The organism is Asticcacaulis biprosthecium C19 (assembly GCF_000204015.1).
GTDB classification, from domain to species: Bacteria; Pseudomonadota; Alphaproteobacteria; order Caulobacterales; family Caulobacteraceae; genus Asticcacaulis; species Asticcacaulis biprosthecius.
Genome location: NZ_GL883077.1, coordinates 351,293 through 374,805, shown reverse-complemented (window position 1 = coordinate 374,805; position 23,513 = coordinate 351,293). Strand labels below are relative to the sequence as shown.

Genomic DNA, 23,513 nt, shown 5'->3' with positions numbered 1-23,513 from the left:
CGACCGTCCGCAAGGTGATCGGCCGCAAGGCGATCGTCCTCCGTTCAACCGTGATCGTCCCCAGGGCGACCGTCCCCAAGGCGATCGTCCTCCGTTCAATCGCGATCGTCCTCAGGGTGACCGTCCGCAGGGCGATCGTCCTCCGTTCAATCGCGATGCGCCCCGTGGTGACCGTCCGCAAGGCGACCGTCCGCCGCGCGATCCGAACCGTCCCTACACCCCGCGCGATCCCAATGCGCCGCCGCGTCCGCCGCGCGACCCGAACGCCCCGCGTCCGGACCGTGGCGAAACCGTACGTTACAGCGCAAATTCGCCGCGTCCGCCCCGTCCGGGCACCGGCGCTGCCCCCAATGCTCCGGCGACGCCGGAAGTTGATCGCATCCGCTCGTCGCGTGGTGCGGCCGGTCCTGTCAGGGCTCCGGGCAGCCGGGACGATGACGATCGTGGTGGCGCCGTCAAGCGCGGCGGCAAGGCCGGAGCTGCTACCAAGGCCGTTTCGCAGACCCGTGGCGAGCCCAAGCGTCGCGAAGGCCGCCTGACCCTGCAAGCCGTGGTCGGTGACGACGAAAACGCCGTCGAACGCATGCGTTCGCTGGCTTCGGTTCGCCGTGCCCGAGAGCGCGAACGTGAAAAGCGCAAGGGCCATCAGGTCGACAACACCCGCGTCTCGCGTGATGTTATCATCCCCGATGTCATTACCGTGCAGGAACTGTCGAACCGTATGGCGGTCCGTGCCGTCGACATCATCAAGATGCTGATGAAGCAGGGCATGATGTTGAAGATCAACGACATCATCGACACCGATACCGCCGAACTGGTCGCCCATGAATTCGGCCACACCGTCCGCCGCGTCTCGGAATCGGACGTCATGGAAGGCTTTATTGACTCCGACGACCACAGCGACGACGCTCAGCCGCGTCCGCCGGTGGTGGCTGTCATGGGTCACGTCGACCACGGCAAGACGTCGCTGCTGGACGCCCTGCGTTCCAGCGATGTGGCAACCGGTGAAGCCGGCGGCATTACCCAGCACATCGGTGCCTATCAGGTTCGCCTGCCCAGCGACGAACGCATCACCTTCCTGGACACCCCGGGCCACGCCGCCTTCTCGGCCATGCGTGCCCGTGGTGCCAATGTGACGGATATCGTGGTTCTGGTCGTGGCTGCCGATGACGGCGTCATGCCGCAAACCATTGAGGCCATCAATCACGCCCGCGCCGCCAAGACGCCGATCATCGTTGCCATCAACAAGATCGACAAGCCGGGCGCCAAGCCGCAGAACATTGTCAATGAGCTGCTGCAGCACGAAATCGTCGCCGAAAGCCTGGGTGGCGAAACCCAGATTGTCGAGGTCTCGGCCAAGAACCGCCTGGGCCTGGACAACCTGATCGAAGCCATCCTGCTTCAGGCCGAAGTCCTGGATCTGCGCGCCAACCCCGACCGTACGGCCGAGGGCGTGGTGATCGAATCCAAGCTCGACAAGGGACGCGGTCCAGTCGCTACCGTCCTGGTCAAGCGTGGTACCTTGAAGCGCGGCGATATCGTCGTGGCCGGTTCCAGCTTCGGCCGTGTCCGCGCCCTGATCAACGAACGGGATGAGCAACTGGCGGAAGCCGGTCCGTCCATGCCGGTTGAAATCCTGGGTCTGGATGGCACGCCCGATCCGGGTGAAGCGATCGCCGTGGTCGAAAACGACGCCCGTGCGCGCGAAATCACCGAGTACCGCCAACGCGTCCGCCGCGAGAAGCAGATTGCGCCGGTCGGTGCCGTGTCGCTGAGTGACATGATGAGCAAGCTGGCCGACAAGAAGGTCAAGGAACTTCAGCTCATCATCAAGGCCGACGTCCAGGGGTCGACCGAAGCCATCGTCGGCTCGCTGGAAAAAATCGGCAACGAAGAGGTGCGTGCGCGCATCATCCACTCCGGCGCCGGTGCCATTACCGAATCCGACGTCCAGTTGGCCAAGGGTTCCAACGCGCCCATCATCGGCTTCAACGTCCGCGCCGGCAAACAGGCGCGCGACCTGGCCGAACGCGAAGGTGTCGAGATCCGCTACTACGCGATCATCTATGACCTGCTGGATGACATCAAGGGCGTCTTGTCCGGGATGCTGGCACCAGTCCAGCGCGAAACCTTCCTCGGCAACGCGGAAGTGCTGGAGGCGTTTGACATTTCCAAGGTTGGCCGCGTCGCCGGTTGTCGCGTCACCGAAGGCAAGGTCCAGAAAGGCGCGCGCGTCCGCATCCTGCGCGACAACGTCGTCATTCAGGACATGGGCGTGCTCACCACGCTCAAGCGCTTCAAGGACGAGGTCAACGAAGTTGTGGTCAGCCAGGAATGCGGTATGTCGTTTGGGCAGTTCCAGGACATCAAGGCCGGCGACTTTATCGAGTGCTTCACGGTCGAAGAGATCCGGCGCACGCTGTAAATCTCTGCGCATTGAAAAAATTATGGCCCGGCTGCTTCAGCCGGGCCATTTTCGTTATATGCCAAGGGTTTGCGGTTGTACAAAATAACACACCTGAATGAGGATGAACGCGCGGCTCAAACGCCGTTCACCTTGGCAGGTCTATAAAGGTCCTCATCAACGGCACGGAAACATCCAACCCCGGCCGGTTCATTGAAAGGAGACCAAGCTATGAAGACCTTGATCAAAACCACCATGGCTGCGGTCATCTCGTCCGGCCTCATCCTGAGCGCCGCTGCCGTCCCAACCGCCGCTTCGGCCCGTCAGTCCTATGTCTGTCAGGTCGAAAAGAAGGAAAATGCCCAGAAGGGCATGATCATCGGCGCGATCGCCGGCGGTCTGCTGGGCTCGCAGGTCAGCAAGAATGAACGTGGCCTGGGCGCCGTCGGCGGCGCGGTCATCGGGGGCGTCCTGGGCCGCAGCTTGGGCGAGGACAAGGGCAAGTCGAACTGCAAGAAGATCGAAGCCCAGGCCCGCGAAACCTACGGCAACCGCCGCGTCGACCGCTACCATCGCTACGATGATCGCCGGTATGACCGCGGGTATGCCTACGGATACCGTTAAGATTAAAGGGTTTGGTTAACCCCAAATCACCCGCCGGTAGGGCTTCCCTGCCGGCGGGTATTTCATGGTTAAGGCCCCTCTATCAATGTTGATTGTGGTGCAATCCGTTGCACGGAGATTCCGTCAGTATATAATCAAGCATTGATGAAAATAACATCGTTCTGGTGAATCTAGAGTTGTTTTTATCATCCCGACTCGCCACTGGACACGAATCTCCAGGTTCAGGGCCTCGCCTATAGGCAAACCCGGATGTGTCGTGTAAACCGCGCGCGACTCATTTCCTCCCCCAAAGAACCGCCCAGGACCCGCTCATGCCCGTCGCGCCCGATTTCCCGCCTGCTCCCGATCTTGTCGCTCCCAAACGCGCCCTCATCTCGCTGTCCGACAAGACCGGCCTGATCGAAACGGCGACGGCGCTGAGCCAGGCCGGGATCGAGCTGATCTCGACAGGCGGCACGCGCGCCGCCATCCATGCCGCCGGCCTGGCCGTCAAGGACGTTTCGGAGATCACCAAATTCCCGGAGATGATGGACGGACGCGTCAAGACCCTGCACCCCAAGGTTCACGGCGGACTGCTGGCCTATCGCGACGCGCCGGACCATGCCCGCGCCCTGGACGAGCACGATATCCTGCCGATCGACATTGCCTGGATTGACCTCTACCCGTTCGAAGCCACGGTCGCCGCTGGAGGCACGTTCGAAGCCGCCATAGAAAACATCGACATCGGCGGCCCGGCCATGATCCGGTCGTCGGCCAAGAACCACTCCTACGTTTCCATATGCGTCGACAAGGCCGGCATGGACCAGGTCCTCGCTGCGATTGCCGAACGCGGCTGCACCGACCTGGCTCTGCGCAAGGCTCTGGCTGCCAAGGCGTTCGCCCGTACGGCGGCGTATGATTCCGCCGTCTCGTCGTGGTTTGCCGCTCAACTGGGCGACGACTACGCCGAACGCAAGACGGTGGGTGGCACCCGGCTGCAGACGATGCGCTATGGCGAGAACCCGCACCAGTCGGCAGCCTTCTACAAGACCGGTGAGGATCGTCCCGGTGTGGCCACCGCGAAGCAGCTTCAGGGCAAGGAGCTGAGCTATAACAATGTCGCCGACACTGATGCGGCGATCGAGCTGGTCGCTGAGTTCGACGCCCCGGCCTGCGTTATTGTTAAGCACGCCAACCCCTGCGGTGTTGCCGTCGACGACGACCTGACGACGGCCTATCGCCGGGCGCTGGAATGCGATCCGGTTTCGGCTTTCGGCGGCATTGTGGCCTTGAACCGCCGTCTGGACCGCGCCACGGCCGAGAAGATCGTCGAAATCTTCACCGAAGTCGTGGTTGCGCCCGAGGTCGACGAGGACGTCATCGAGGTCTTTGCGGCCAAGAAGAACCTGCGCCTGCTGGTGACCGGATCTCTGCCCGATCCGCTGGCCGGCGGTCAGGTCTTCCGCTCGGTGGCCGGCGGTATGCTGGTACAATCGCGCGACACGGCGCGGATCACGGCGGCCGACCTGAAGGTGGTGACGCAACGTCAACCGACCGCGACCGAGATCCAGGACATGCTGTTTGCCTTCACCGTGGCCAAGCACGTCAAGTCGAACGCCATCGTCTATGCCAAGGACGGCCGTACCGCCGGCATTGGCGCCGGCCAGATGAACCGCCGGGATTCGGCCCGCATTGCCGCCCTGCGTGCCAAGGAAGCTGCGGAAGGCCTCGGTCTTTCGGACTCGCTGGCCTCGGGGTCGGCCTGTGCGTCGGAAGCCTTCTTCCCGTTCCCCGACGGTCTGCTGGAGGCAGCGGCGGCGGGCGCCACGGCGGTCATTCAGCCGGGGGGTCGATGAACGACAAGGCGGTGATTGACGCCGCCGACCAGGCTGGACTTGCTATGGTGTTCACCGGCGTGCGGGTCTTCCGGCACTGATTTTCAAGGGTGATCTTGCCGACACTTGAGGGGTGTCGACGGCCTCAAAGAAGGGCTGTCCACAGATAAGCCAGATAAGTCAGATGGACAGCGCAATCAGCGCAATAGTTTGAAATTGTGCAACTGTTTCTGGGTCGACGAGCTTTGCTCGTCAGTAGACTCGGCCCGAACTTAGCGCAGGTTGCCAACCCAAACGCTGTCCATCTGGCTTATCTGGCTTATCTGTGGATAACCCTTTACGCGGCTCCAGCTGCATAGGCGTTACAATGCCTGCGCCGGTCTCAATGCTGCATATTGGCCCGGCCGACCGTGCCGATGTCGGGCGTCGTGCCGGTCACCAGCGCCTTGAGATAGCTGACGCTGCGTACCACCGCATTCGGTGCTTCCCAGAACTCGGCTGTGTCGGCGTCGAACCTCAGCAGGGTCAGGTTAGGATCCTCCTTGCCTTCCGGGAACCAGATCTTGGCGTAGTCGGTCCACATCTCGTCGATCTTGGCGCGGTCGTCGACGAGAGACGCGCGGCCGGAGACCGAGACATAGTTCATCGCCTTCGGGTCGGTATAGGTCAGAAGCGCCTCATGGGCATCGCGCACTTCGTCAGCCTTGCGTGAATGCTTGCCGGTGAAAAACCACAAGGTTCCGTCGAATTGGTCGGTTTCGAGCGCCATCATCGGGCGAGCGTGGGACTCGTGGCTATCACCATCCCAGGTCGCCATCATGGCGACCTTGATGTCCTTGATCAGTGCCCAGATCTTGGCGCGGGCTTCATCACCATACAGCGTATTCATAAGCGATCTCCTGAATGTGCGGAGATTGTCCTCAAACGGCCGTAAGGAAGCGATAAGCGCCATCGCTGGCAAAAATAAGAAGGTCTTATAGCCCCTCATGTTTACCCAAAACGTGGCGACCACTTTTTGACACGAGGCTACTGGACCGACACGGTGCGGCTGTAGCGCCCACCGCCGGCCGCAACCGTGCGCAGTTCCACCGGCCCCTTGACCTCGACCGGCGGGCCGTAGGTTTTCCAGGCGCCGCCCTTGGTGCGGTATTGGATGGTCAGGCCGCCATAGGCGACATTGGCCTCCAAGACACCGCCATTGACGCGGGCGCCCGGCACCGGCACACGATAGCGCACCCCGGCCTTGTCCAGCGCCGCCAGGTGCGGCTTGAGACGGGCATTGAAGCCCTGCCAGTCACTGAGCAGGGCCGCGCCATTCACCTGGCCGCCGCCCCAGCTATAGGTCTTCCCGGGTACATAGTCCGGCTCCCACGAACCGGTGTGCCAGGCGCGCTCGGCCAGGGCGATCACACGGGGGAAGAGCATGTAGTCGGCGATCTGGGCGCTGCGTACGCCTTCGCTCCACAACTGGCCCTGAATGCCGGTGATTTCGCCGGTCTGGGTGAGGGGTGTGGCGTCGGCTATGGTGCCGGCGGTGTTCTGGATCGTTGCCATGACCTCGGCATTGGCCGGCAGGTTCTGCGGCATGAAGACGAAGACCTTGTACAGGTCTGTGGCCCGCGATGCCCAGTCATAGCCGCGCTCCTTTGGGTCGAAGGCATAGGGCATGTCGAGATACATGACGTCCGGGGTCGACATGACGACGTCCCACCCGCGGTTGGCGTGCTCATGCGCTTCCTTGATGCCGCCACTGAACAGGCCGCCCCACGAATTGGACTGGACGACCTTGGGCATCTTCGCCGGTTCGACATGGCCCATGCCGTCGCTCCAGCCGGCGGGTTCGATACCGCGGGCGTCCAGAATGGCCGATACCTTCTGGATAAAGTACGGCGTCATCTTCTCGGCGGTCAGGTTTTCCGCCTGCATCAGCGCCTGGCAGGGTTTGGACTCCTTCCACGCCCCGGCCGTTTCGTCGGCGCCGATATGGTACAGCTTCAGCGGCGCGCCGGCGGCCTGATGATATTCGGCGATGGAGTCGATCACCTTCTCGATGAAGGTGTAGGTCGAGGGGATGCAGATATTCAGCGTGTTGTCGTCATAGTGCTGAATCGAGTCGTAGACGGTGGTGTCTTCGGGATCGATCAGGCGGTAGCGCGCGGCTTCCTCCGGCTTGCCCTCGGCGATCAGCCGGCGGGCGCGGGCCTCCATGGACCGTGTGGCGGCGCGCGAATGGCCCGGCATGTCAAAGGACGGGATGACAGTGATATGGCGCGCCGTGGCCGCCGTAACGATCTCGATATAGTCTTCGCGGGTCAGATAGCCGTCGGAATAGCCGCCGCCCTCCGCCAGGCCGCCCAACTGGGGCAGCAGGCATTTGTTTTCTTCCGGATCGTGGCAGCGGTGGCCGCCGATATCGGTCAGCTCGGGCAGGTCGGTGATGGCCAGGCGCCAGCCCTCATCGTCGCCCAGATGCAGATGTAGCTGGTTGAGCTTGTAGGTTTCCATCCGCTCGATCAGACCCAGGATATAGGCCTTGCTCTGGAAGTTGCGGGCGACGTCGATATGCAGGCCGCGGAAGGCAAAGCGCGGCGCATCGCTGATCTCCAGCGGCTTCAGGCGGCCGCTTTCGAAAACAGCCTGCTGGCGCAACGATTCCAGCGCATAGGCGGCGCCCGAGGCGTCGGCGGCAGTGATGGCGATCTTGCCGTTCTGTGCCTTCAGTCGATAGGACCCGGGCTTGCCGGCCGTAGCGTCAATGGTGATGGCCACCGGAATACCGGCGTCACTGAGACGGAATCCGGCGTTTTCCAGGTCGGCGACCGCCGCGCGGACATCGGACAGGTTGGTGTTGATCGCGATCTTCAAGCCCGCTTTCAGGTTCAGCGCAGGACCGTCCAGCCGTTTGATCGCGGCGGGTGTCGGCAGGATAACGAATTGCGGCGTGGGCACCGTGGCCTGGCGCTGGGCGGTCTGGTGGAACAAGCGCTCGGCCGTCATCCAGATATTGGCGTCATCGCTGCCGGTGACGGCTTCGTCGGCCAGCGGCGTGTGGAACGGCAGGATTTCTTCGCCGGTGGCGGGATCGATCGCGGCCCGAGTGGCTTCGATTGTGCGGGCCTGAACGCCATCCGCGGTGATATAGGCGTTGGGCATCATCTTGAAGGCGTTGTACCAGCGCCCGTCACCCGTGAGTTTCAAGCTGTAGGTGGCGCCAGGTTTCAGCACCGCGTCGGCCTTCGGCGTCAGCACGTAGTTGTCGCCGTTGATGTGCTTGAGGTCGAAGACCTCGCTGTCCAGCTTCTTCATCGGCGCCACGAAGCCGACATGCACGCGCCAGGCACCCTGCGGCAGGGTCTTCGGCAGGGTCAGTCGAATCTCGCTGACGAAGCCTTCCGGCGATTTATTGTCCAGGATGGTGAACTGATAGCCGAGGTGTCGGGCCAGGTTGTCGATCTCGCTCTGGCTGATCGCCCAGGCGGGTGTGGTCAGGGCTGTTGTGGCCAGTAATGTCAGGCCGGCGAGCAGCGTGTTTCGGACGGTCTTGGACATGTCGGTTCCCTCTTCGGTTTTGTCCGGGAGGTTGACGTATGGACGGCCGGTTGTCAAGGAATGACAAGACCCGTCTGGTACCAATACATAACCATTTTACGGCAACGGGAAATCTTTCCGTTCGCGGCAACTGTCGGTAACACAAGCCACGGGCTACCGATAGAAGAGAGTCCCTTCCGCTGGTGACCATGCCGATTACATACCAAGCCAATTCAAGTGTTTGCGGAAAAACTGCGAAAGCCGGCGTGCGGCTGCGCGTCTAAGTCAGCTTTGAGCACGTTTTCGACCGGACTTCCGTGTTTTCATAGTAATTTCTCCATTTCATTCATCCACCGACCCAAGTCTGGACTTTAGACAGAACCAATTACAGACAGAATTCGGCATCCGAGGCGACGGTCAAACCTGCTCTGGGTGGCGCAGTTCTGTCCGGGACAATGGAAAGGACATAGATTTTAAGCTGTTAACGACCTTGGCCAAGACAAACCGGCCGCGGAATTCAGTTGTCGTGGAGCGGACGTTATGTCCGTAACGGACGTTGACGGATGCATACCAATCCCGCATAGTCATTTTGTTCGCCGGTGGTATCCCGTGCACAGGTGAACAGGTCCACATAAATTCCAGCCGTCAACGGCAAGCGAACCGGACTTGAAACCGCCTGGGGAGGCAGACATGTCGTTTATGGAAACCGTAGGCCGTCTTCAGGTCGATGATCCGGCGCCGCTGTACATGCAGCTGCAAAAGGTCTTGCGCGATGCCATTGTCGGCCGCGTTATCAGTCCCGAAGCCGCCATTCCGCCCGAGCGTGACCTCGCCGAAGAGTTCGGTGTGTCGCGCCTGACCGTGCGCAAGGCCGTCGACGGCCTGGTCACCGAAGGCCTGATCACGCGCCGCCGCGGCGCTGGCACCTTTGTCGCGGCCCGCGTCGAAAAAAGCTTCTCCAAGCTGTCCTCCTTCTCCGAAGACATGATATCGCGCGGTCGCGTGCCGCATTCGGAATGGCTGGCCCGTTCGGTCGGCGCCGTGACACCGGAGGAATCCCTGTCGCTGGGCCTGTCGCCGGGCAGCCAGGTTTATCGCTTCCAGCGCCTGCGCTATGCCGACGGCCAGACCATGGCCCTGGAATATTCGACGATTCCCGCCTATTGCCTGCCGTCGCTCGAAGCGGTCGCTGAATCGCTCTACGCTGCGCTGGACGCCGCCGGCAACCGGCCGGTCCGTGCCTTGCAACGCCTGCGCGCCGTCGCCTTCACGACGGAACAGGCTGACATTCTGGGCGTTCGGACGGGGGATGCTGGACTCTTCATTGAACGCCGGGGCTTCCTGCAGGACGGCCGCGCGGCGGAATTTACCCAAAGCTATTATCGCGGCGATGCCTACGACGTGGTGGCGGAGCTCAATCGGGCCTGAATTCGCCGATGATCTGCCTGTCTGTCGCATGGACATTTGGCAGAAACCCGCGTAAAAACAACGCCTGAGCCTCTAGCAAAAGATAAGGCGGACCTCGCGGATGGAAACCAAAGCGTCAGATGCCTCCGATCGCAGTGTGCTGATCGTCGGCGGAGGCGCGGCCGGCTGGTTGACCGCCTGCTATCTGGCAACGCATCTCGGCCAGGAACGTCAGGGCGGCCCGCGCATTACCCTGCTGGAATCGCCCGACATCGGTATCATCGGCGTCGGCGAAGGCACCTTTCCGACCACTCGCAACATCCTGCGCACCCTAGGGATCGAAGAAGCTGAATTCATGCGTGAAAGCCAGGCGGCGTTCAAACAGGGCATTCGCTTCGACGACTGGGAAGTGACACCCAGAAACGACGTCCACAGCCACTATTTCCATCCGTTCGAAGCACCCTACCTCGGCAAGGAGGAGCTGGAGCTGTTGCCCTACTGGTTGATCCAGGACCCGGCCACCCGCCCGCCCTATGCCGAAGCCGTCACCTTCCAAAAGCGCATTGCCGATGCCCGCCTGGCGCCCAAGCGGCTGTACCAGGGGCACTATTCCGGCCCACTGAACTATGCCTACCATTTCGACGCCGCGCGTTTCGCCAACGTCCTGGCGCGCCGCGCCAAGGCCCTGGGCGTACATCACCTGCAGGGCCTGCTGGGCGAGGTCGTTCTGGACGACACCGGCGCGATCAGCCATGCGATATCGCCGGACCATGGCCGCCTCTCGGCCGATCTCTACGTCGACTGCACCGGCTTCCGGTCCGAACTTCTCGGCAAGGCGCTCAACGTGCCGTTCCGCCCGGTGTCGGGCACTTTGTTCGCCGACCGCGCGGTGGTTTGCCAGGTTTCCTATCCCAATGCCAATGCGCCGCTGGAAAGCTATACCATAGCCACAGCGCATGAGGCCGGCTGGACCTGGGACATCGGCCTGGCCAACCGCCGCGGCATCGGTTACGTACACTCCAGTCACCACACCAGCGAAAGCCGTGCCGAAGAGGTCCTGGCCGCCTATGTCGCGCGCAGCGGCGGCAAGACGGCCGCGGTCGAGATGCGGCACATCAGTTTCGATGCCGGCTACCGCACCCAGCACTGGGTGAAGAATTGCGTCGCTGTCGGCCTGTCGGCGGGTTTCCTGGAGCCGCTGGAATCGACCGGCATGGTGCTGATCGAGGCGGCGGTTAACAAGATCGCTGAGTTCTTCCCGCATTCCGGTCCGATTGATGCTTCGGCCGGACTGTTCAACGATCTGATGGTCAAACGCTATGATGCCATCATCAACTTTATCAAGTTGCACTACTGCCTGAGCAAGCGTGAGGAACCGTTCTGGCGGGATAACACGGCGGCCGAAAGCATCCCCGAACGGCTGCGCATGCTGCTGGACATCTGGCAGCACAGGCCACCATCGCGTTATGATTTCGTCATCGACCACGAGACCTTTGCGCACTTCAACTACCAATACATTCTGTACGGGATGAACTTCCACACGGACTATCAGGCGGCGGGCCGTGCCCTGCCGATGAAGGACAAGGCGGAACAGATCTTCTCGCGCATCCACAGCTTCGGCGAACAGGCGGCCAAGGATCTGTCGGCGCACCGCGCGACGATCAAGGCCATCTATGACAACGGCTTCGTCGAACGGGCGCCGTCCCCGGCCCCGGCATTGGCGCGATAACCTCCACTTGCCGTTGGGGGAGCTCCGCGCGAAGCGCCATTATTCCCGGAGATAATGAGGTTTTGAGCCTTGCCGTTCCGAACCCTGAATTTCCGTGTTTTCAGTGTCGCCGCGCAGCGGCTTCCGTGCGGTCCGTGTTCCCGCTTCTTGTCTCAGAAAGCTCCCAGCCGGCCGGCCGGCCGCTGACATTTAAGGGCAACGCGGACCACACGGAAGCACCGCCGATGGTGGCCTGCACGTAAGACACGGAATTCGGGGCCCTGACTCGACCGACGCCCAACTCCAAACCGCAGGGAATAAAGGCGCTTCGCGTGGGAGATCCATCCTCCTGCCTAATCGAATTTAGTGACCCTTTTTATCATAGGGGTGTGATGCCGATTCCAGGATGATGTCGGCGGCCAGGATTCCATCAAGGGCAGAGATAATGATCTGCACCGACAGGGCACACAGGATCAGCCCCAGCACCCGGATGACCACCACCATCCCGACGCGGCCGAAAATCCGTGAAATGGTGTTGGAAAACAGCAGGGTCAGCAGGATGGCGAGGGCGGTGGTGACGATGGCCAGAACGCCGACCACCTTGCCCGTTATACCAAAGCCGTCAGCCACGCCGGCCTGGATGATAACGGTCGAAATCGTACCGGGCCCGACCATCAGCGGGAAGGCGAACGGAACGACCAGCTTTTCGAAGCTCTTCTTGGCGGTTTCGCGGTGACCCAAAGGCTGGACGCCCAGGTGGGCCTGGCCGTCGCGGACCTCGTCCTTCTGGGTAAAGCTTTCGATAAAGTCGCCGCGCGCCATGTCCAGACCCATCAGGAACAGCAGCAGCCCGCCGGCGATGCGGAAGGCATCCATCGAAATCCCGAAGAATTTCAGGATAGTGAGGCCGGCAAAAAAAGAAGATGGTCAGGATCAGCGCCGTGAACAGCGCGATATAGATACTGAGCCAGCGCCGGGACTTAGGTGATTGGGTTTGGGTGGCGGCGGCATAGATCGGCACATTGCCAATCGGGTCGATCAGGGCGAACAGGGTAATGAAGAAATTGATGTAGAAGACAAACAGCCCAGCGAAGGAAAAGTTCTCGAACATGGTCTGCCCCGTGATTCGCTGACAACGCGTCTTGTCCTGCCATAGCAAATCGTTTACGCCCCCAACACCCCTGACATTTCACCCCTTGCCTCGGAGTGTTGCTATGACCCTGTCTGCCGACCCGCGCCTGATCGTGGCCCTGGATGAACCGGATCTCGCCTCCGCACGCGCCCTGGTCGGGGCGTTGGGGGAGTCGGTCAGCTACTATAAGGTCGGCCTGACGCTTCTGGCCCAGGGGGGCTTAAGCCTTTGCGACGAATTGAAAGCTCAGGGCAAGCAGGTCTTCCAGGACTGGAAGCTGCACGATATCGGCGCCCAGGTCGAAGGCGCCGCCCGTGCCGCCGTGGCTGGCGCTTGTGATCTGCTGACCGTCCATGCCGAGCCCCAGGTGATGAAGGCTGCGGTCGCCGGGCGTGGCGACGGTACGACGAAGATCATCGGCGTGACGGTCATGACCTCGCTGTCCCAAGGCGATCTCGATGAGATGGGCTACGGGATGGCTTTGAGCGACCTGGTGCTGCGCCGGGTTGACCAGGCGGTGGAATGTGGGCTCGACGGCGTGGTGTCCTCACCGCACGAAGCTGCCCTGATCCGGGCGCGCGTGCCGGCGGACTTCCTGATCGTGACGCCGGGCGTGCGTCCTGTCGGCGCCGACCTGAACGATCAGCAACGCGTAGCCACGCCGCAGGACGCTTTCCTGAACGGCGCTTCGCATGTGGTGGTCGGCAGGCCGATTACCCGCGCGCCGGACCCGAAGGCCGCGACGTTGGACATCTTGCGGGCGATTCACAACGCGTGAATTAAAAATCTACCGCGATCCCCTTGCGTTCCCAGTCGCCATAGCGCGTCGGCTCGGGGCCTGGCGGGCCGCCCTCCTCGATAGCACGCGCTGCCTCGGCCTCGGTCAAAGCGCGGCGTTCGGCGGCCTCGGCCAGGGCGCGCTGGGCGGCCGGGGTCAGTACCTTTTTCGGAGTCAGGTCGGACAGATCGGGCTCGGATGACATTTCTGTAATCCCCTTGCAGGCTTGGGATGTGACCCTACATTTAGGATCAACCCACCCATATCGCAAGGAGCGATTTACGACCATGAACCCGATGAAGACCTGGCTGCTTTTGGCTGGTATGACCGCCCTGTTCGGCGTCATCGGCCTGATGCTCGGGGGCCCGACCGGGATGCTGATCGCCCTGAGCCTGGCGGTCGCCATGAATCTGTTCGCCTACTGGAATTCGGACAAGGCCGTGCTGCGCATGTACCAGGCCGAGCCGGTCGACCCAAGCCGTGCCACGGGCTTGGTGCGTCAGTACTATGACGACATCGAAGACCTCAGCCGCCGCGCCGGCCTGCCCATGCCGGCCGTCTATATCATCAACAACCCTCAGCCCAACGCCTTTGCCACCGGCCGCAATCCGCAAAACGCTGCGGTCGCCGCGACCACCGGATTGCTTCAAGCCCTGGACCGGTCAGAGATACGCGGCGTGATGGCGCACGAACTGGCTCACGTCAAAAACCGCGATACCCTGACCATGACGATCACGGCGACCCTGGCCGGCGCCATTTCGTCGCTCGCCAACTTCGCCATGTTCTTTGGCGGCTCGCGCGATGACGAAGGGGGCAGCAGCAACATCTTTGCCGTCATCCTGATGTCGATCCTGGCGCCGATCGCCGCCACGATCGTCCAGATGGCCATTTCCCGGACGCGTGAATACGAAGCCGACCGGCTGGGCGGCGAGATTTCCGGCGACCCCGAGTCCCTGGCCCGGGCGCTGCGCAAGATCGAGGCCTATGCCCGCGGTGTGCCGAACCATGCGGCGGAGCGCAACCCGGCCTCGGCCCACATGTTCATCATCAACCCGTTGAACGGCTGCCATATGGACAACCTGTTCTCGACCCACCCCGCGACCGAGAACCGGGTCAAGGCCCTGATCGCGCTCAGCCTGAGCCTGAAACGTTCGGCCGACGGCGGCACGTCCACCACCAGCGTGCCAACGACGTGACTTTACCCGGAGCCCGCCGGGGTCTATAGCGCCCGTAACAACCCTCTCCCTGTTCTGGGGAGAGGGCTTTTTTAAAGCCCCGAATCTTAAAAACCAGAACCTGAAGAAGCCGAGCATCTTGAACAAACCCCGCCCCAGCAAGAAACCCCTGCAAAAGTCACGTCCGCGCGCCCCCCGTCCGGAACCCGAACGCATCGTCGACGATGGCGATATCGGCATGAACGCCCGCCTGGCGGCTCTGACCCTGATCGATGCCGCGCTGGAAAAGCGCACCGGCTTCGACGAAGCCGTCACCCGCAGCGATTTCCTGTCCTTAAATGACTCCGAACGTGGTTTTGCCCGGGCCCTGGCCATGCTGGTTCTGCGCCGCCTGGGTCAGCTCGACTACGTCATCGACAAGAAGACCCAGAAAGCCCCCAATGATGGCGTCTGGGCGCTGCTGCGCATCGGCCTGGCCCAGATCGGCTTCATGCAGGTGCCGGACTTCGCCGCTGTTTCGACTACGGTCAAGCTAGCCGAACGCGAAGCCCATACCCGGCCGTTCAAGGGGCTGATCAACGCCATCCTGCGCAGTGTCATCCGCGAAGGCGGGCTGAACACGCCGCTGCCGTCGCGACTGGCGCCCGATTGGCTATTCCAGCGCTGGAAGGCCGCCTATGGCGAACCTAACGCCGAGGGCATTGCCCTGATGCTGACCGAAGAACCGGCAACCGACCTGACCTTCAAAACGGCCGCCGACCTCGAACGCCTGAAGGACGAACTTCAGGGGACACCGCTGGGCGGCCTGGCCTTGCGCTCGGCCCTGCGCGGCAATATTGCCGAATGGGCCGGGTATGGCCAAGGCGTATGGTGGGTCCAGGATGCCGCCGCGTCGGTCGCTGCAGGCCTGTTGGGCGATCTGACCGGCAAGACCGCGATTGATCTGTGCGCGGCACCGGGCGGCAAGGCGCTCCAGATGATCGCCGCCGGTGGTGATGTCATCGCGCTGGACCGCTCGAGAAACCGGCTGAAGCGCGTCGAGGAAAACCTGGTCCGCACCGGCCTGACCGCCGAGGTCGTCATGGGCGACGCCGAAACCTGGGAAGATACGCGTCAGTTCGATGCCGTTCTTCTCGACGCGCCGTGCTCGGCCACGGGCACCTTGCGCCGTCAGCCGGACGTGCTGTGGGCCACGCGCCCCACCGATATCGCCAAGCTGGCCGACGTCCAGCATCGCCTGCTCGACTCGGCGTCGGGTCGGGTCAAACCGGGCGGATCCCTGATCTATTGTACCTGCTCCCTGGAGCGCGAGGAAGGCGAAACCCAGGTCGTGGCCTTCCTGCGCCGCCATCCGGACTTCGCCATCAAAAAGCCGGATGACGCAACGGTGATTGCCCTTGGGGTGCCGGTTGAATCGGTCGCGGCTCAGGGCTGGCTGCGGCTTTTGCCGCATCATCGGCCGGGTGGCCAGGACGGGTTTTTTATCGCCCATCTCGTCCGCCAAAACGGTTGACCATGCTACTGAGCACGCATTAAGCACAGATATTCCACAGAGTACCCAAGATGACCGCACCGCTGATCTGTCCGTCGATTCTGGCGTCCGATTTCTCCCGTCTGGGCGAAGAGGTGCGGGCTATTACTGAGGCCGGCGCCGATTTCGTCCATATCGACGTCATGGATGGCCATTTCGTGCCCAACATCACCATCGGTCCCGATGTGGTGAAGGCGCTGCGGCCGCACACCAACCTGCCGTTCGACTGCCACTTGATGATCTCGCCGGTGGACAGCTTCCTCGAAGCCTTTCGCAACGCCGGCGCCGACCTGATCAGCGTTCACCCGGAAGCCGGGCCGCACCTGCACCGCACCCTGAAATATATCCGTCAGTTGGGCGCGAAGGCCGGTGTGGTTCTCAACCCGGCGACCCCGGTCGAGATCCTCGACTGGGTCATGGAGGACGTCGATCTGGTCCTGATCATGAGTGTCAATCCCGGTTTCGGCGGCCAGAGCTTCATCGAGTCGCAACTTCGCAAGATCGAAACCGTCCGCGCCAGGCTCGACGCAACGGGCAGCGCGGCGATCCTTCAGGTCGACGGCGGGGTCAATGCCCAGAACGCCGCGTCATGCGTCGCGGCCGGCGCTACGGCCCTGGTTGCCGGGACTGCGGTGTTCAAGGGCGGGCGTGATGCCTATGCCGACAATATCAAGACTCTGAAAGGCCTGTGATGCAGGCTTTCGAGCCCGGTACCCCCCAGCTTCCCTCCGTCAAGACGCCCTGGGCCAAGGTCGTGGGTGTCTTGCTGCGCAAGCAGATCGGGGCCGAGCTGTTCGGTATGCCGGGTTATCGCCTGACCCTGAAGGGGCGCACGCCCGACGGTTTCCTGGCCGCGCCGCACGACGGCCGCCCGGTTCAGCCGTTGATGGGCAAGGCCATCCTGTCGGGCCGTTTTCACCTGTCGAACGCGCGGATGAGTGTCCAGGGCTCCGGCGATCCGTGGAACCGCCCCAGTCCCACCCGCGCCTTCGCGGTTGAACTGCACCGCTATGTCTGGCTGTCCTCCCTGATGGCCCATGGCGACGAAGGCACGCGCGAAGCCGTCCGCCTGTTCATCCTGTGGCACAAGACCTTCCGCAACTGGACCCCGTTTAGCTGGGGCGAAGAAGTCTTGCCGCGCCGGCTGATCAATCTGTCGCTGTTTGCCCGCCGCATGGCCGGTCTGGCCGCACCCGATGAGGTCCACCTGCTGGCCCAGTCGATGGCCGAACAGGGCCGGCATCTGCTGCGCCTGTCGCAGCAGACCCCCTGGGTGGCGCAGCAGGCCGTAGCTCTGGTGCTGCTGGGCTGCGTCCTGTCCGGCGGAGTCGGTGATGGCTTCCGCAAACGCGGCCTGAGCCGCCTGCCCAAGGTGCTGAAGAAGGTTGTCCTGCCCGACGGTTCGCACGCCTCGCGCAGCCCGGAACAGGGCCTGGACCTGTTGTATGACCTGCTGCTGGTCGAGGACGCCCTGTCCCAACGTGGCATGGCCGTACCCGACTATCTCGATCACTATATCGACCGCCTGATGCGTTTTGTGCGTGCCTGTTCGCACCCCGATGGCAGCCTGTGCGCCTTTCAGGGATCGGAATCAATCCTGGAAGACCACGTCGTGCCGGCCCTGGTCCGCACCGATCAAAAGGCTTCAGCCGCCGTGCCCAACGTGTTGGAGCATGGCCGCTATCATCGCATGACCGGCCGTTCGCTGAGCGTCTTCGTCGATGCCGGCGAATCGAAGACAGGTGTCATGGGTTACGCCGCCTGCGACCAGCCCATGGCGTTCGAAGTCTCGGGCGGTCGTGACAAGCTGATCGTTCTGCCGGGCTGGTCGCCCAGCCAGTCGGATCAGGAAGGTTTCCGCGTCATCAACGCCGGCAATACGCTCACCCTGAGCGAACGCCCGATCCTGTCTCCGATGACCGGACGGATCGGCGAGATGCTGAACTTCGGCCTGGAAGGGCCGCGCTACAAGCTGCGTTCGCGCCGGGTTGAGGCTGAGGATTCCGGCGTTTTGCTGGAGATGGAGCACGAGGGCTGGCGTGATACCTTCGGTCTGAAGCACGAGCGGCGGCTGTATGTCGACGCCCACCGCGACGAACTGCGGGGCGAAGAGCGTCTGACGCCGATGGAAACCAAGCAGAAGGATCTGCCGGTCGAGGCGACCTTTACGGTGCGCTTTCTGTTGCATCCGGAAGTTCAGGCCTCCCTGGCGCGCGACCGGAAAAGTGTGCTGCTGCGTGGGCCGGGTGGTCGTGGCTGGTGGTTGCGGCACGATGCGCGTGATGTGATGCTGGAGCCGGGGTGGGTTTTTGAACGCGGCGGCGCGCGCAAATCGGTGTTGATCGTTCTGCGAGGCACGGCGCGGCTGGATTCCCCGACCCGGGTGCGGTGGAAGCTGTCCCCGGCGGAAGGTTAGCGCAATAGTTGGGGGAATCAGCCTGAACGCGCCGCGCAGCGGGATTTTTCGTTTAGTGGGTCCACAGATTACACAGATTAAGAGGGATTAAGGTAAGTATCGCCGACAACTTTCTTAATCCCTCTTAATCTGTGTAATCTGTGGACCACTTTTGGTCGAAATCCGCTACGCGGCGCGTTCAGAACAGACTCCGTGTCCACGTGATCGGTTTTTACGCCTGCGGCGGCACAAGCTCACTGCTTCCTTACACCTCCTTTCGTATCTTGCCTGCGTTTACGGGATAACCAGCCCCAAGGAGGGCAAGATGTCGAAATTTGTAAAAGGTGCGGCTGTGGCCCTGGTGTCTGTGGGGCTTATGGCCGGTACGGTGGCCATCCCCCAGGCCAATGCGGTCTCCTATGTCTGTAAGTACGAACAGAAGAAGAGCGGCCAGAAGGGCGCCGTGATCGGCGCGATCGCCGGCGGTCTGATCGGCTCGCAGATCAGCAAGAACGAACGCGGTCTGGGCGCCGTCGGTGGCGCCGTTGTTGGCGGTGTCGTCGGCAACAAGATCGGCAAGAACAATGCCAAGAAGAAGTGCGTCGATCAGGCGGCCTACCGCAGCGAGACGCATTATCGCAAGCTTCCGAACGGCAGATACGAGAAGGTGGTTTACCGTTACGTTCGCGAGTAACCAACGCATCCTTCTGAAAGGGCCCCGCCGTCAAAAGCGGGGCTTTTTATTGCCGCTATTTCGCGCTTATAGTGGTCGTATGAAAACTGTCCTCGTCGCCCTCGTCCTTGCTCTGACGGCTGCACCGGTCCTGGCCGATACGGTCACCAGCGATGACGAACGCATCGAGGTCACCAAACAGGACAAGAAGCTTATCCCTGTGGTCGAGGACTATGTCAGCAATAGCCGCGGATGGGACAGCGCCGATTACACCGTCCAGTTCTATCGCCATGAAGACGACAAGGTGGTCTTTTCGGTCTGGTACGAAAGCGGCGACAGCGCCCGTACCATCGTCTACAATAATGCCCGCTCTTTTCGCGCCGTGGTCAACCCAAAGACCAAAAAGGTCGAAAGCGAACGCTTCTTCTGATTTCCTTTGAAACCTTGTACTTTTTCAAGGTTTTGATGCTATAGGCGCGGTCATGCTCGACACCTCCGCCTTCGACCCGTCCCACTACGTCCTGATCATCAAATGCCCCGACACCCGCGGCATCGTTGCTGCCGTGTCCGGCTATCTGAATGACAATGACATTTCGATTGTCGAGTCGAACCAGTTCAATGACGCCCATCGTAGCGAAGACCGGGGCGACATGTTCTATGTCCGCGTCGTGTTCAAACAGGCCGGCCCGAAAACGCCGCCTATGGAGACCCTGCGCGACGGTTTCAAGCCGATCGCCCACCGCTTCTCGATGGACTGGCAAGTCTTTAACCTGTCGCATAAGCCGCGCGTACTGATCGCGGTGTCGAAGTTCGGCCACTGCCTCTATGAACTTCTGCACCGCTGGAAGGCTGGCCTGCTGCCGGTCGAGATCACCGGCGTCATGTCCAACCATGAAGACATGCGCTCCTTTGTCGAATGGAACGATATTCCGTTCGTCTATCTGCCAGTGAACAAGCAGAACAAAGACGAACAGGAATCGGCCTTCCTGTCGCTGATCGACCGCCATCAGGCGGATCTGGTTGTGCTGGCGCGTTACATGCAGATCCTGAGTGATGACCTGGCGCGCAGGCTCCAAGGCCGTTGTATCAACATCCACCATTCCTTCCTGCCGTCGTTCAAGGGCGCCAAGCCGTATCATCAGGCTCATGCCCGTGGGGTGAAGATCATCGGCGCCACGGCGCACTATGTCACCTCGGACTTGGATGAGGGTCCGATCATCGAGCAGGATGTCCAGCGGGTTCACCACGGACTGACGCCGGAGCAGCTGGTGGTCATCGGCCGCGATATCGAGTCGCGGGTGCTGGCCCGGGCGGTGACATGGCATGCCGAACGCCGGGTGATTATCAACGGCGGCAAAACGGTCGTGTTTAGCTGAGTTGGGTTTCGCTAAGAATTGCGTTTCTTTCCGTCTCCCCACTTGAGGGGAGAAGGTGGTCGGAGCGAAGCGGAGACCGGATGAGGGGTTGGTGCGGGGCGCACGTCTGATAGCGGAAATACCCCTCACCCCAACCCTCTCCCCTTCAAAGGGGCGAGGGAGTCAAAGCGCATCCCGTGTGTCATTCCGCACTTATCCCCAGATGTGAGCGCTTATCCGCTTCTCGCAAGCGCGTTAAGACTTGATTAAGAATATCTTGCGCTGCACAATCGCATCAAATCCGTTATAGCGTAAGCCTTTCGTCACATTTCCTTCACACAGCGGGGCGGGCTAGATGTTTGAACTGTCGCATAACGATTCCCCTGTCGCGGGAAAACGCAAACCGTCGCGACCCAAGCTTGAGCTGACGGTTGCGACCTATGCCGAGATCGACGGCATCGGCATGGGCCTGCTCAGCAATGGCGAGCCCTACCTGACCCAACGCGGGTTGGCGGCACTGTGCGGCGTGCAAAACGCTCATATCGGCAATATCGGCCGTGACTGGGCCACCGGGAAACCTCGCGTCGCGGCGATCCAGGAACGGTTGGGCTTCCGCCGTGCCCAGGCTCATCGTGTGCTCACCCATGACGGCCACCGCCTGTTTGCCTATGACATGGCCATTGCCCAGGCTGTGCTCGACTACTACGCCCTTGATGTTGCCAAACCCGAAGCCGTGCGCAACCGACGCCGCTTCGCCGAAGGCGCGCTGAAAAGTCATATTCTGAAGCAATTCAATACCCTACCCGTCACGGCCGAGCCGCTTCGCTTTGAGCCCGTCGCACGCGCCGAGGACGACGACGGCCACGGACCGGTGGCTGCCCTTCTGATGCAGGTCTGGACGCTGTACGTCCTCTCGTTCTGGATGGCGGTCAACCACATCGAAGAGCTGCGCACACGACTGGCCCAGGCGCCATGGAACCGCCTGGGCTTCTATCTGCCGCTCAAGGCATTCCTGGAAATTCAGGCTGAGGTCTTGCGCAGGAACGGCACTTTTAGCGTCAGATAGGTCGCCCGCGCTCAAGGAGCGAACGGGGCCGCCCGTGCGGCGTTAGCGCAACGAAGAATGCGGCGAGCCTACTTTCTCAGGAACGGCACTTTTAGCGTCAGATAGGTCGCCGCTCTCCAGACCCACTCAAGCGGACCGTAAAGGAACGCCTTGAACCACAGGTGAGCGAAAACAACCTGGACCGCAAAGGCCGCCAAACCGATCAGCACGGCGGTCGATTGTGACATCGTTGCGTGCAGCCCCAGACCGAAGCTGTAAAAGACCGGCACGAAAACGATCGACTGCAGGATATACAGGGTCAGGGTCATGCGACCTGCCGGCGCCAGCAGGTTCAGCACCTTATGGGCAAAGCTGAAATACAGCACCAGGAAACCCATCATCAGGGTGAACATGACGCTGAGGTCGAACCAGCTCGCCACCATCGAACTCCATAGCGGACGCGCCATGGCCACCGTGTCCGGCATCAGCCCGCTTAGCTTGTCCTTTTGGAAAAACAGCACGACGGCCAGCACCGCCGCGATCAGGAAAGAGATAATCCGGGTGCGGACGAACTTGTCGGGCTGGCCGAAGAAATCTATACGCCCGAGCGCCATACCGATCAGCGACAGGCCGAGAATCTGGCTGACACGGCCAGATTCGAGCATGAACAGCCACTTGAATGGATGGCCGTCGACCCAGTTCATGCGCACGGTTTCCATGAAGCTCTTGCCGGTGAGATAGGCCTCCGGGATGGTGCCGCTCCAGAACCCAAACGGCTTGTTAGCCCATTCAGCGCCGTTCAGCGCATTGACCAACTGGAAGATCATCCACGGCTGAAGCAGGAAAAACGTGCCAATCGCCAGCACAAGGCCGTTCGATTTCAGGCGATAGAAGGGAATGATGAAAAGCCCCATCACCGCCAGCACTTCCAGAATATCGCCTCGGTACCACAGGCCGTGCAGCAGGCCGATGACGCCCAGTACGACCAGGCGCCAGACGAAGCGCACAGAGAAGTCCTGGCCGCGTTTGGCCGACCGGTCCATGATGATGAAGAACGACACGCCGAAACACAGGGCCAGCAGCGCAAACGCCTTGCCAGCGAAAATGGTAAAGATGGTGTCGTGCCACAAAAGCTGGGTCGGATCGGTGACCGGGTGGGCCCAGTACAGCTCGAACAGTTCCGGCATATGGACGATGAACAACCCAAACAGGGCAAAGCCGCGCAGGGCGTCGAGCCCTTCCATTCGCGGAACGAAATCGGGTTTCACGGCAGCCATGGTATCTCCCTCATATTTATATGGTTTTACCTGTCATAACCCGCAGCCTGAATTTTTCCATAGAAAAATCAGCAAAAACCCCTATATGGGCGGGATGAAACGACCCCTTAAAGCCAAACCTCACGGGCAAAAGCCAGCCGAACTCGGCCCGAACCAGCGTCAGTTGCGTGGCGGAGAAATTGTGCGCCATGCGCTGGTGGAGATCCTGCGCGAAGAAGAGATTCACGACGACGCGTTACATGACGTGTCGGTCACCATCACCGAAGTGCGGATGTCGCCGGACCTGCGCCACGCCACGGTGTTCGTTGAACCCTTAGGCGCCGGCATCAACAGCAATGTTCAGGTTGGTGCGATCGTTGAGGCCTTGAACAAGCACAGCAAATATATGCGTGGCGTCCTGGGGCGGATGATCGACATGAAGTTCACGCCGGCGCTGCGGTTCCTGCATGATGAGAGCTTCAATGAAGCCGCCCGGATCGACGCTTTGTTCATGCGGCCGGATATCGCGCGGGATCTGCGGCACGACGACGAGGATGAAGAGGAAGGCAACTAACGGGTTATACCTTTCCTTCTCCTCCCCATCTGGATGGGGAGGTGGCAGCGCGCCGCCGAAGACGAAGTCGGAGGCAAGTCGCTGACGGAGGGGTCCATTCCACCGTCCGTAGGG

Annotated in this window: 18 protein-coding genes and 3 pseudogenes; 15 read left to right on the top strand and 6 right to left on the bottom strand. The window is 61.6% G+C overall.

The genetic code is table 11. The features are described from left to right. From infB to purH, 3 genes and pseudogenes are all read left to right on the top strand, one after another. Positions 1-2,425 (top strand): annotated as a pseudogene (gene infB / locus ABI_RS02050) (translation initiation factor IF-2); the annotation flags it as partial. A 210-nt stretch (positions 2,426-2,635) separates the two neighbouring features. Then, entirely contained in the window at positions 2,636-3,028 is a 393-nt protein-coding gene (locus ABI_RS02045; RefSeq protein ID WP_006271151.1) for a glycine zipper 2TM domain-containing protein, read from the top strand. A 311-nt stretch (positions 3,029-3,339) separates the two neighbouring features. Continuing rightward, positions 3,340-4,943, top strand: a pseudogene (purH, locus tag ABI_RS02040) (bifunctional phosphoribosylaminoimidazolecarboxamide formyltransferase/IMP cyclohydrolase). Between the two features lie 281 nt (positions 4,944-5,224). Here purH and ABI_RS02035 read toward each other — a convergent pair. Beyond that, positions 5,225-5,731, bottom strand: a complete 507-nt coding sequence (locus ABI_RS02035) for a pyridoxamine 5'-phosphate oxidase family protein (protein ID WP_006271149.1) — start codon at positions 5,729-5,731, stop codon at positions 5,225-5,227. 137 nt (positions 5,732-5,868) lie between these two features. Further along, the gene (locus ABI_RS02030) at positions 5,869-8,391 is read right to left on the bottom strand and encodes a beta-N-acetylhexosaminidase (RefSeq protein WP_006271148.1); all 2,523 of its coding nucleotides are present in this window, start codon (positions 8,389-8,391) and stop codon (positions 5,869-5,871) included. A 669-nt stretch (positions 8,392-9,060) separates the two neighbouring features. On the opposite strand from ABI_RS02030, the gene ABI_RS02025 reads away from it, so the two are divergent. Together ABI_RS02025 and ABI_RS02020 are read left to right on the top strand one after the other, a co-directional pair. Further along, a complete protein-coding gene (locus ABI_RS02025; protein WP_006271147.1) occupies positions 9,061-9,798 on the top strand; it encodes a GntR family transcriptional regulator in 738 nt (245 codons plus the stop codon). A gap of 100 nt (positions 9,799-9,898) precedes the next feature. Beyond that, positions 9,899-11,506, top strand: a complete 1,608-nt coding sequence (locus ABI_RS02020; RefSeq protein ID WP_006271146.1) for a tryptophan halogenase family protein — start codon at positions 9,899-9,901, stop codon at positions 11,504-11,506. A gap of 342 nt (positions 11,507-11,848) precedes the next feature. Here ABI_RS02020 and ABI_RS02015 read toward each other — a convergent pair whose 3' ends face one another. Continuing rightward, positions 11,849-12,361, bottom strand: a complete 513-nt coding sequence (locus ABI_RS02015) for a MarC family protein (RefSeq protein WP_006271145.1) — start codon at positions 12,359-12,361, stop codon at positions 11,849-11,851. 103 nt (positions 12,362-12,464) lie between these two features. Continuing rightward, positions 12,465-12,596 (bottom strand): annotated as a pseudogene (locus tag ABI_RS26410) (MarC family protein); the annotation flags it as partial. Between the two features lie 109 nt (positions 12,597-12,705). On the opposite strand from ABI_RS26410, the gene pyrF reads away from it, so the two are divergent. Then, positions 12,706-13,395 (top strand): orotidine-5'-phosphate decarboxylase, encoded by a 690-nt coding sequence (pyrF, locus tag ABI_RS02010; protein ID WP_040308847.1) that lies wholly within the window; start codon positions 12,706-12,708, stop codon positions 13,393-13,395. Position 13,396: 1 nt separating this feature from the next. Here pyrF and ABI_RS02005 read toward each other — a convergent pair whose 3' ends face one another. Further along, on the bottom strand, positions 13,397-13,600 hold the full coding sequence (locus ABI_RS02005; protein WP_006271143.1) for a DUF1674 domain-containing protein: 204 nt from the start codon (positions 13,598-13,600) through the stop codon (positions 13,397-13,399). An 82-nt stretch (positions 13,601-13,682) separates the two neighbouring features. Between ABI_RS02005 and htpX the strand changes: the two genes are divergently transcribed. The 8 genes from htpX to ABI_RS01965 all read left to right on the top strand — a co-directional run bounded on the left by htpX (position 13,683) and on the right by ABI_RS01965 (position 21,590). Continuing rightward, entirely contained in the window at positions 13,683-14,591 is a 909-nt protein-coding gene (gene htpX / locus ABI_RS02000; RefSeq protein ID WP_006271142.1) for a zinc metalloprotease HtpX, read from the top strand. 118 nt (positions 14,592-14,709) lie between these two features. Beyond that, on the top strand, positions 14,710-16,083 hold the full coding sequence (locus ABI_RS01995) for an RsmB/NOP family class I SAM-dependent RNA methyltransferase (RefSeq protein ID WP_006271141.1): 1,374 nt from the start codon (positions 14,710-14,712) through the stop codon (positions 16,081-16,083). 50 nt (positions 16,084-16,133) lie between these two features. Further along, positions 16,134-16,793 (top strand): ribulose-phosphate 3-epimerase, encoded by a 660-nt coding sequence (rpe, locus tag ABI_RS01990; RefSeq protein ID WP_006271140.1) that lies wholly within the window; start codon positions 16,134-16,136, stop codon positions 16,791-16,793. Further along, positions 16,793-18,517 (top strand): heparinase II/III family protein, encoded by a 1,725-nt coding sequence (locus ABI_RS01985; RefSeq protein ID WP_040308501.1) that lies wholly within the window; start codon positions 16,793-16,795, stop codon positions 18,515-18,517. Before rpe ends, ABI_RS01985 begins: the two co-directional genes overlap by 1 nt. A gap of 304 nt (positions 18,518-18,821) precedes the next feature. Continuing rightward, a complete protein-coding gene (locus tag ABI_RS01980) occupies positions 18,822-19,190 on the top strand; it encodes a glycine zipper 2TM domain-containing protein (RefSeq protein WP_006271138.1) in 369 nt (122 codons plus the stop codon). Positions 19,191-19,269: 79 nt separating this feature from the next. Continuing rightward, the gene (locus ABI_RS01975) at positions 19,270-19,599 is read left to right on the top strand and encodes a hypothetical protein (RefSeq protein ID WP_006271137.1); all 330 of its coding nucleotides are present in this window, start codon (positions 19,270-19,272) and stop codon (positions 19,597-19,599) included. A 52-nt stretch (positions 19,600-19,651) separates the two neighbouring features. After that, positions 19,652-20,545, top strand: a complete 894-nt coding sequence (gene purU / locus ABI_RS01970; RefSeq protein WP_006271136.1) for a formyltetrahydrofolate deformylase — start codon at positions 19,652-19,654, stop codon at positions 20,543-20,545. A 334-nt stretch (positions 20,546-20,879) separates the two neighbouring features. Then, positions 20,880-21,590, top strand: a complete 711-nt coding sequence (locus ABI_RS01965) for a hypothetical protein (RefSeq protein WP_006271135.1) — start codon at positions 20,880-20,882, stop codon at positions 21,588-21,590. Positions 21,591-21,658: 68 nt separating this feature from the next. Here ABI_RS01965 and ABI_RS01960 read toward each other — a convergent pair whose 3' ends face one another. Continuing rightward, positions 21,659-22,846: a DUF418 domain-containing protein gene (locus ABI_RS01960; protein ID WP_040308500.1), complete on the bottom strand. Its 1,188-nt coding sequence runs from the start codon at positions 22,844-22,846 to the stop codon at positions 21,659-21,661. Positions 22,847-22,940: 94 nt separating this feature from the next. Between ABI_RS01960 and rbfA the strand changes: the two genes are divergently transcribed. Further along, the gene (rbfA, locus tag ABI_RS01955) at positions 22,941-23,399 is read left to right on the top strand and encodes a 30S ribosome-binding factor RbfA (RefSeq protein WP_040308845.1); all 459 of its coding nucleotides are present in this window, start codon (positions 22,941-22,943) and stop codon (positions 23,397-23,399) included. Positions 23,400-23,513 lie beyond the last annotated feature (114 nt).

Bases quoted from the DNA above. Each gene is read 5' to 3' on its own strand.
- htpX (WP_006271142.1), top strand. From the start codon at position 13,683: ATGAACCCGATGAAGACCTGGCTGCTTTTGGCTGGTATGACCGCCCTG.
- ABI_RS01960 (WP_040308500.1), bottom strand. From the start codon at position 22,846: ATGGCTGCCGTGAAACCCGATTTCGTTCCGCGAATGGAAGGGCTCGAC.
- ABI_RS01965 (WP_006271135.1), top strand. From the start codon at position 20,880: ATGTTTGAACTGTCGCATAACGATTCCCCTGTCGCGGGAAAACGCAAA.
- ABI_RS02025 (WP_006271147.1), top strand. From the start codon at position 9,061: ATGTCGTTTATGGAAACCGTAGGCCGTCTTCAGGTCGATGATCCGGCG.
- ABI_RS02015 (WP_006271145.1), bottom strand. From the start codon at position 12,361: ATGGATGCCTTCCGCATCGCCGGCGGGCTGCTGCTGTTCCTGATGGGT.
- ABI_RS02030 (WP_006271148.1), bottom strand. From the start codon at position 8,391: ATGTCCAAGACCGTCCGAAACACGCTGCTCGCCGGCCTGACATTACTG.
- ABI_RS02020 (WP_006271146.1), top strand. From the start codon at position 9,899: ATGGAAACCAAAGCGTCAGATGCCTCCGATCGCAGTGTGCTGATCGTC.
- ABI_RS01975 (WP_006271137.1), top strand. From the start codon at position 19,270: ATGAAAACTGTCCTCGTCGCCCTCGTCCTTGCTCTGACGGCTGCACCG.
- purU (WP_006271136.1), top strand. From the start codon at position 19,652: ATGCTCGACACCTCCGCCTTCGACCCGTCCCACTACGTCCTGATCATC.
- ABI_RS01980 (WP_006271138.1), top strand. From the start codon at position 18,822: ATGTCGAAATTTGTAAAAGGTGCGGCTGTGGCCCTGGTGTCTGTGGGG.
- ABI_RS02035 (WP_006271149.1), bottom strand. From the start codon at position 5,731: ATGAATACGCTGTATGGTGATGAAGCCCGCGCCAAGATCTGGGCACTG.
- ABI_RS01985 (WP_040308501.1), top strand. From the start codon at position 16,793: ATGCAGGCTTTCGAGCCCGGTACCCCCCAGCTTCCCTCCGTCAAGACG.
- ABI_RS02045 (WP_006271151.1), top strand. From the start codon at position 2,636: ATGAAGACCTTGATCAAAACCACCATGGCTGCGGTCATCTCGTCCGGC.
- ABI_RS02005 (WP_006271143.1), bottom strand. From the start codon at position 13,600: ATGTCATCCGAGCCCGATCTGTCCGACCTGACTCCGAAAAAGGTACTG.
- rbfA (WP_040308845.1), top strand. From the start codon at position 22,941: ATGAAACGACCCCTTAAAGCCAAACCTCACGGGCAAAAGCCAGCCGAA.
- rpe (WP_006271140.1), top strand. From the start codon at position 16,134: ATGACCGCACCGCTGATCTGTCCGTCGATTCTGGCGTCCGATTTCTCC.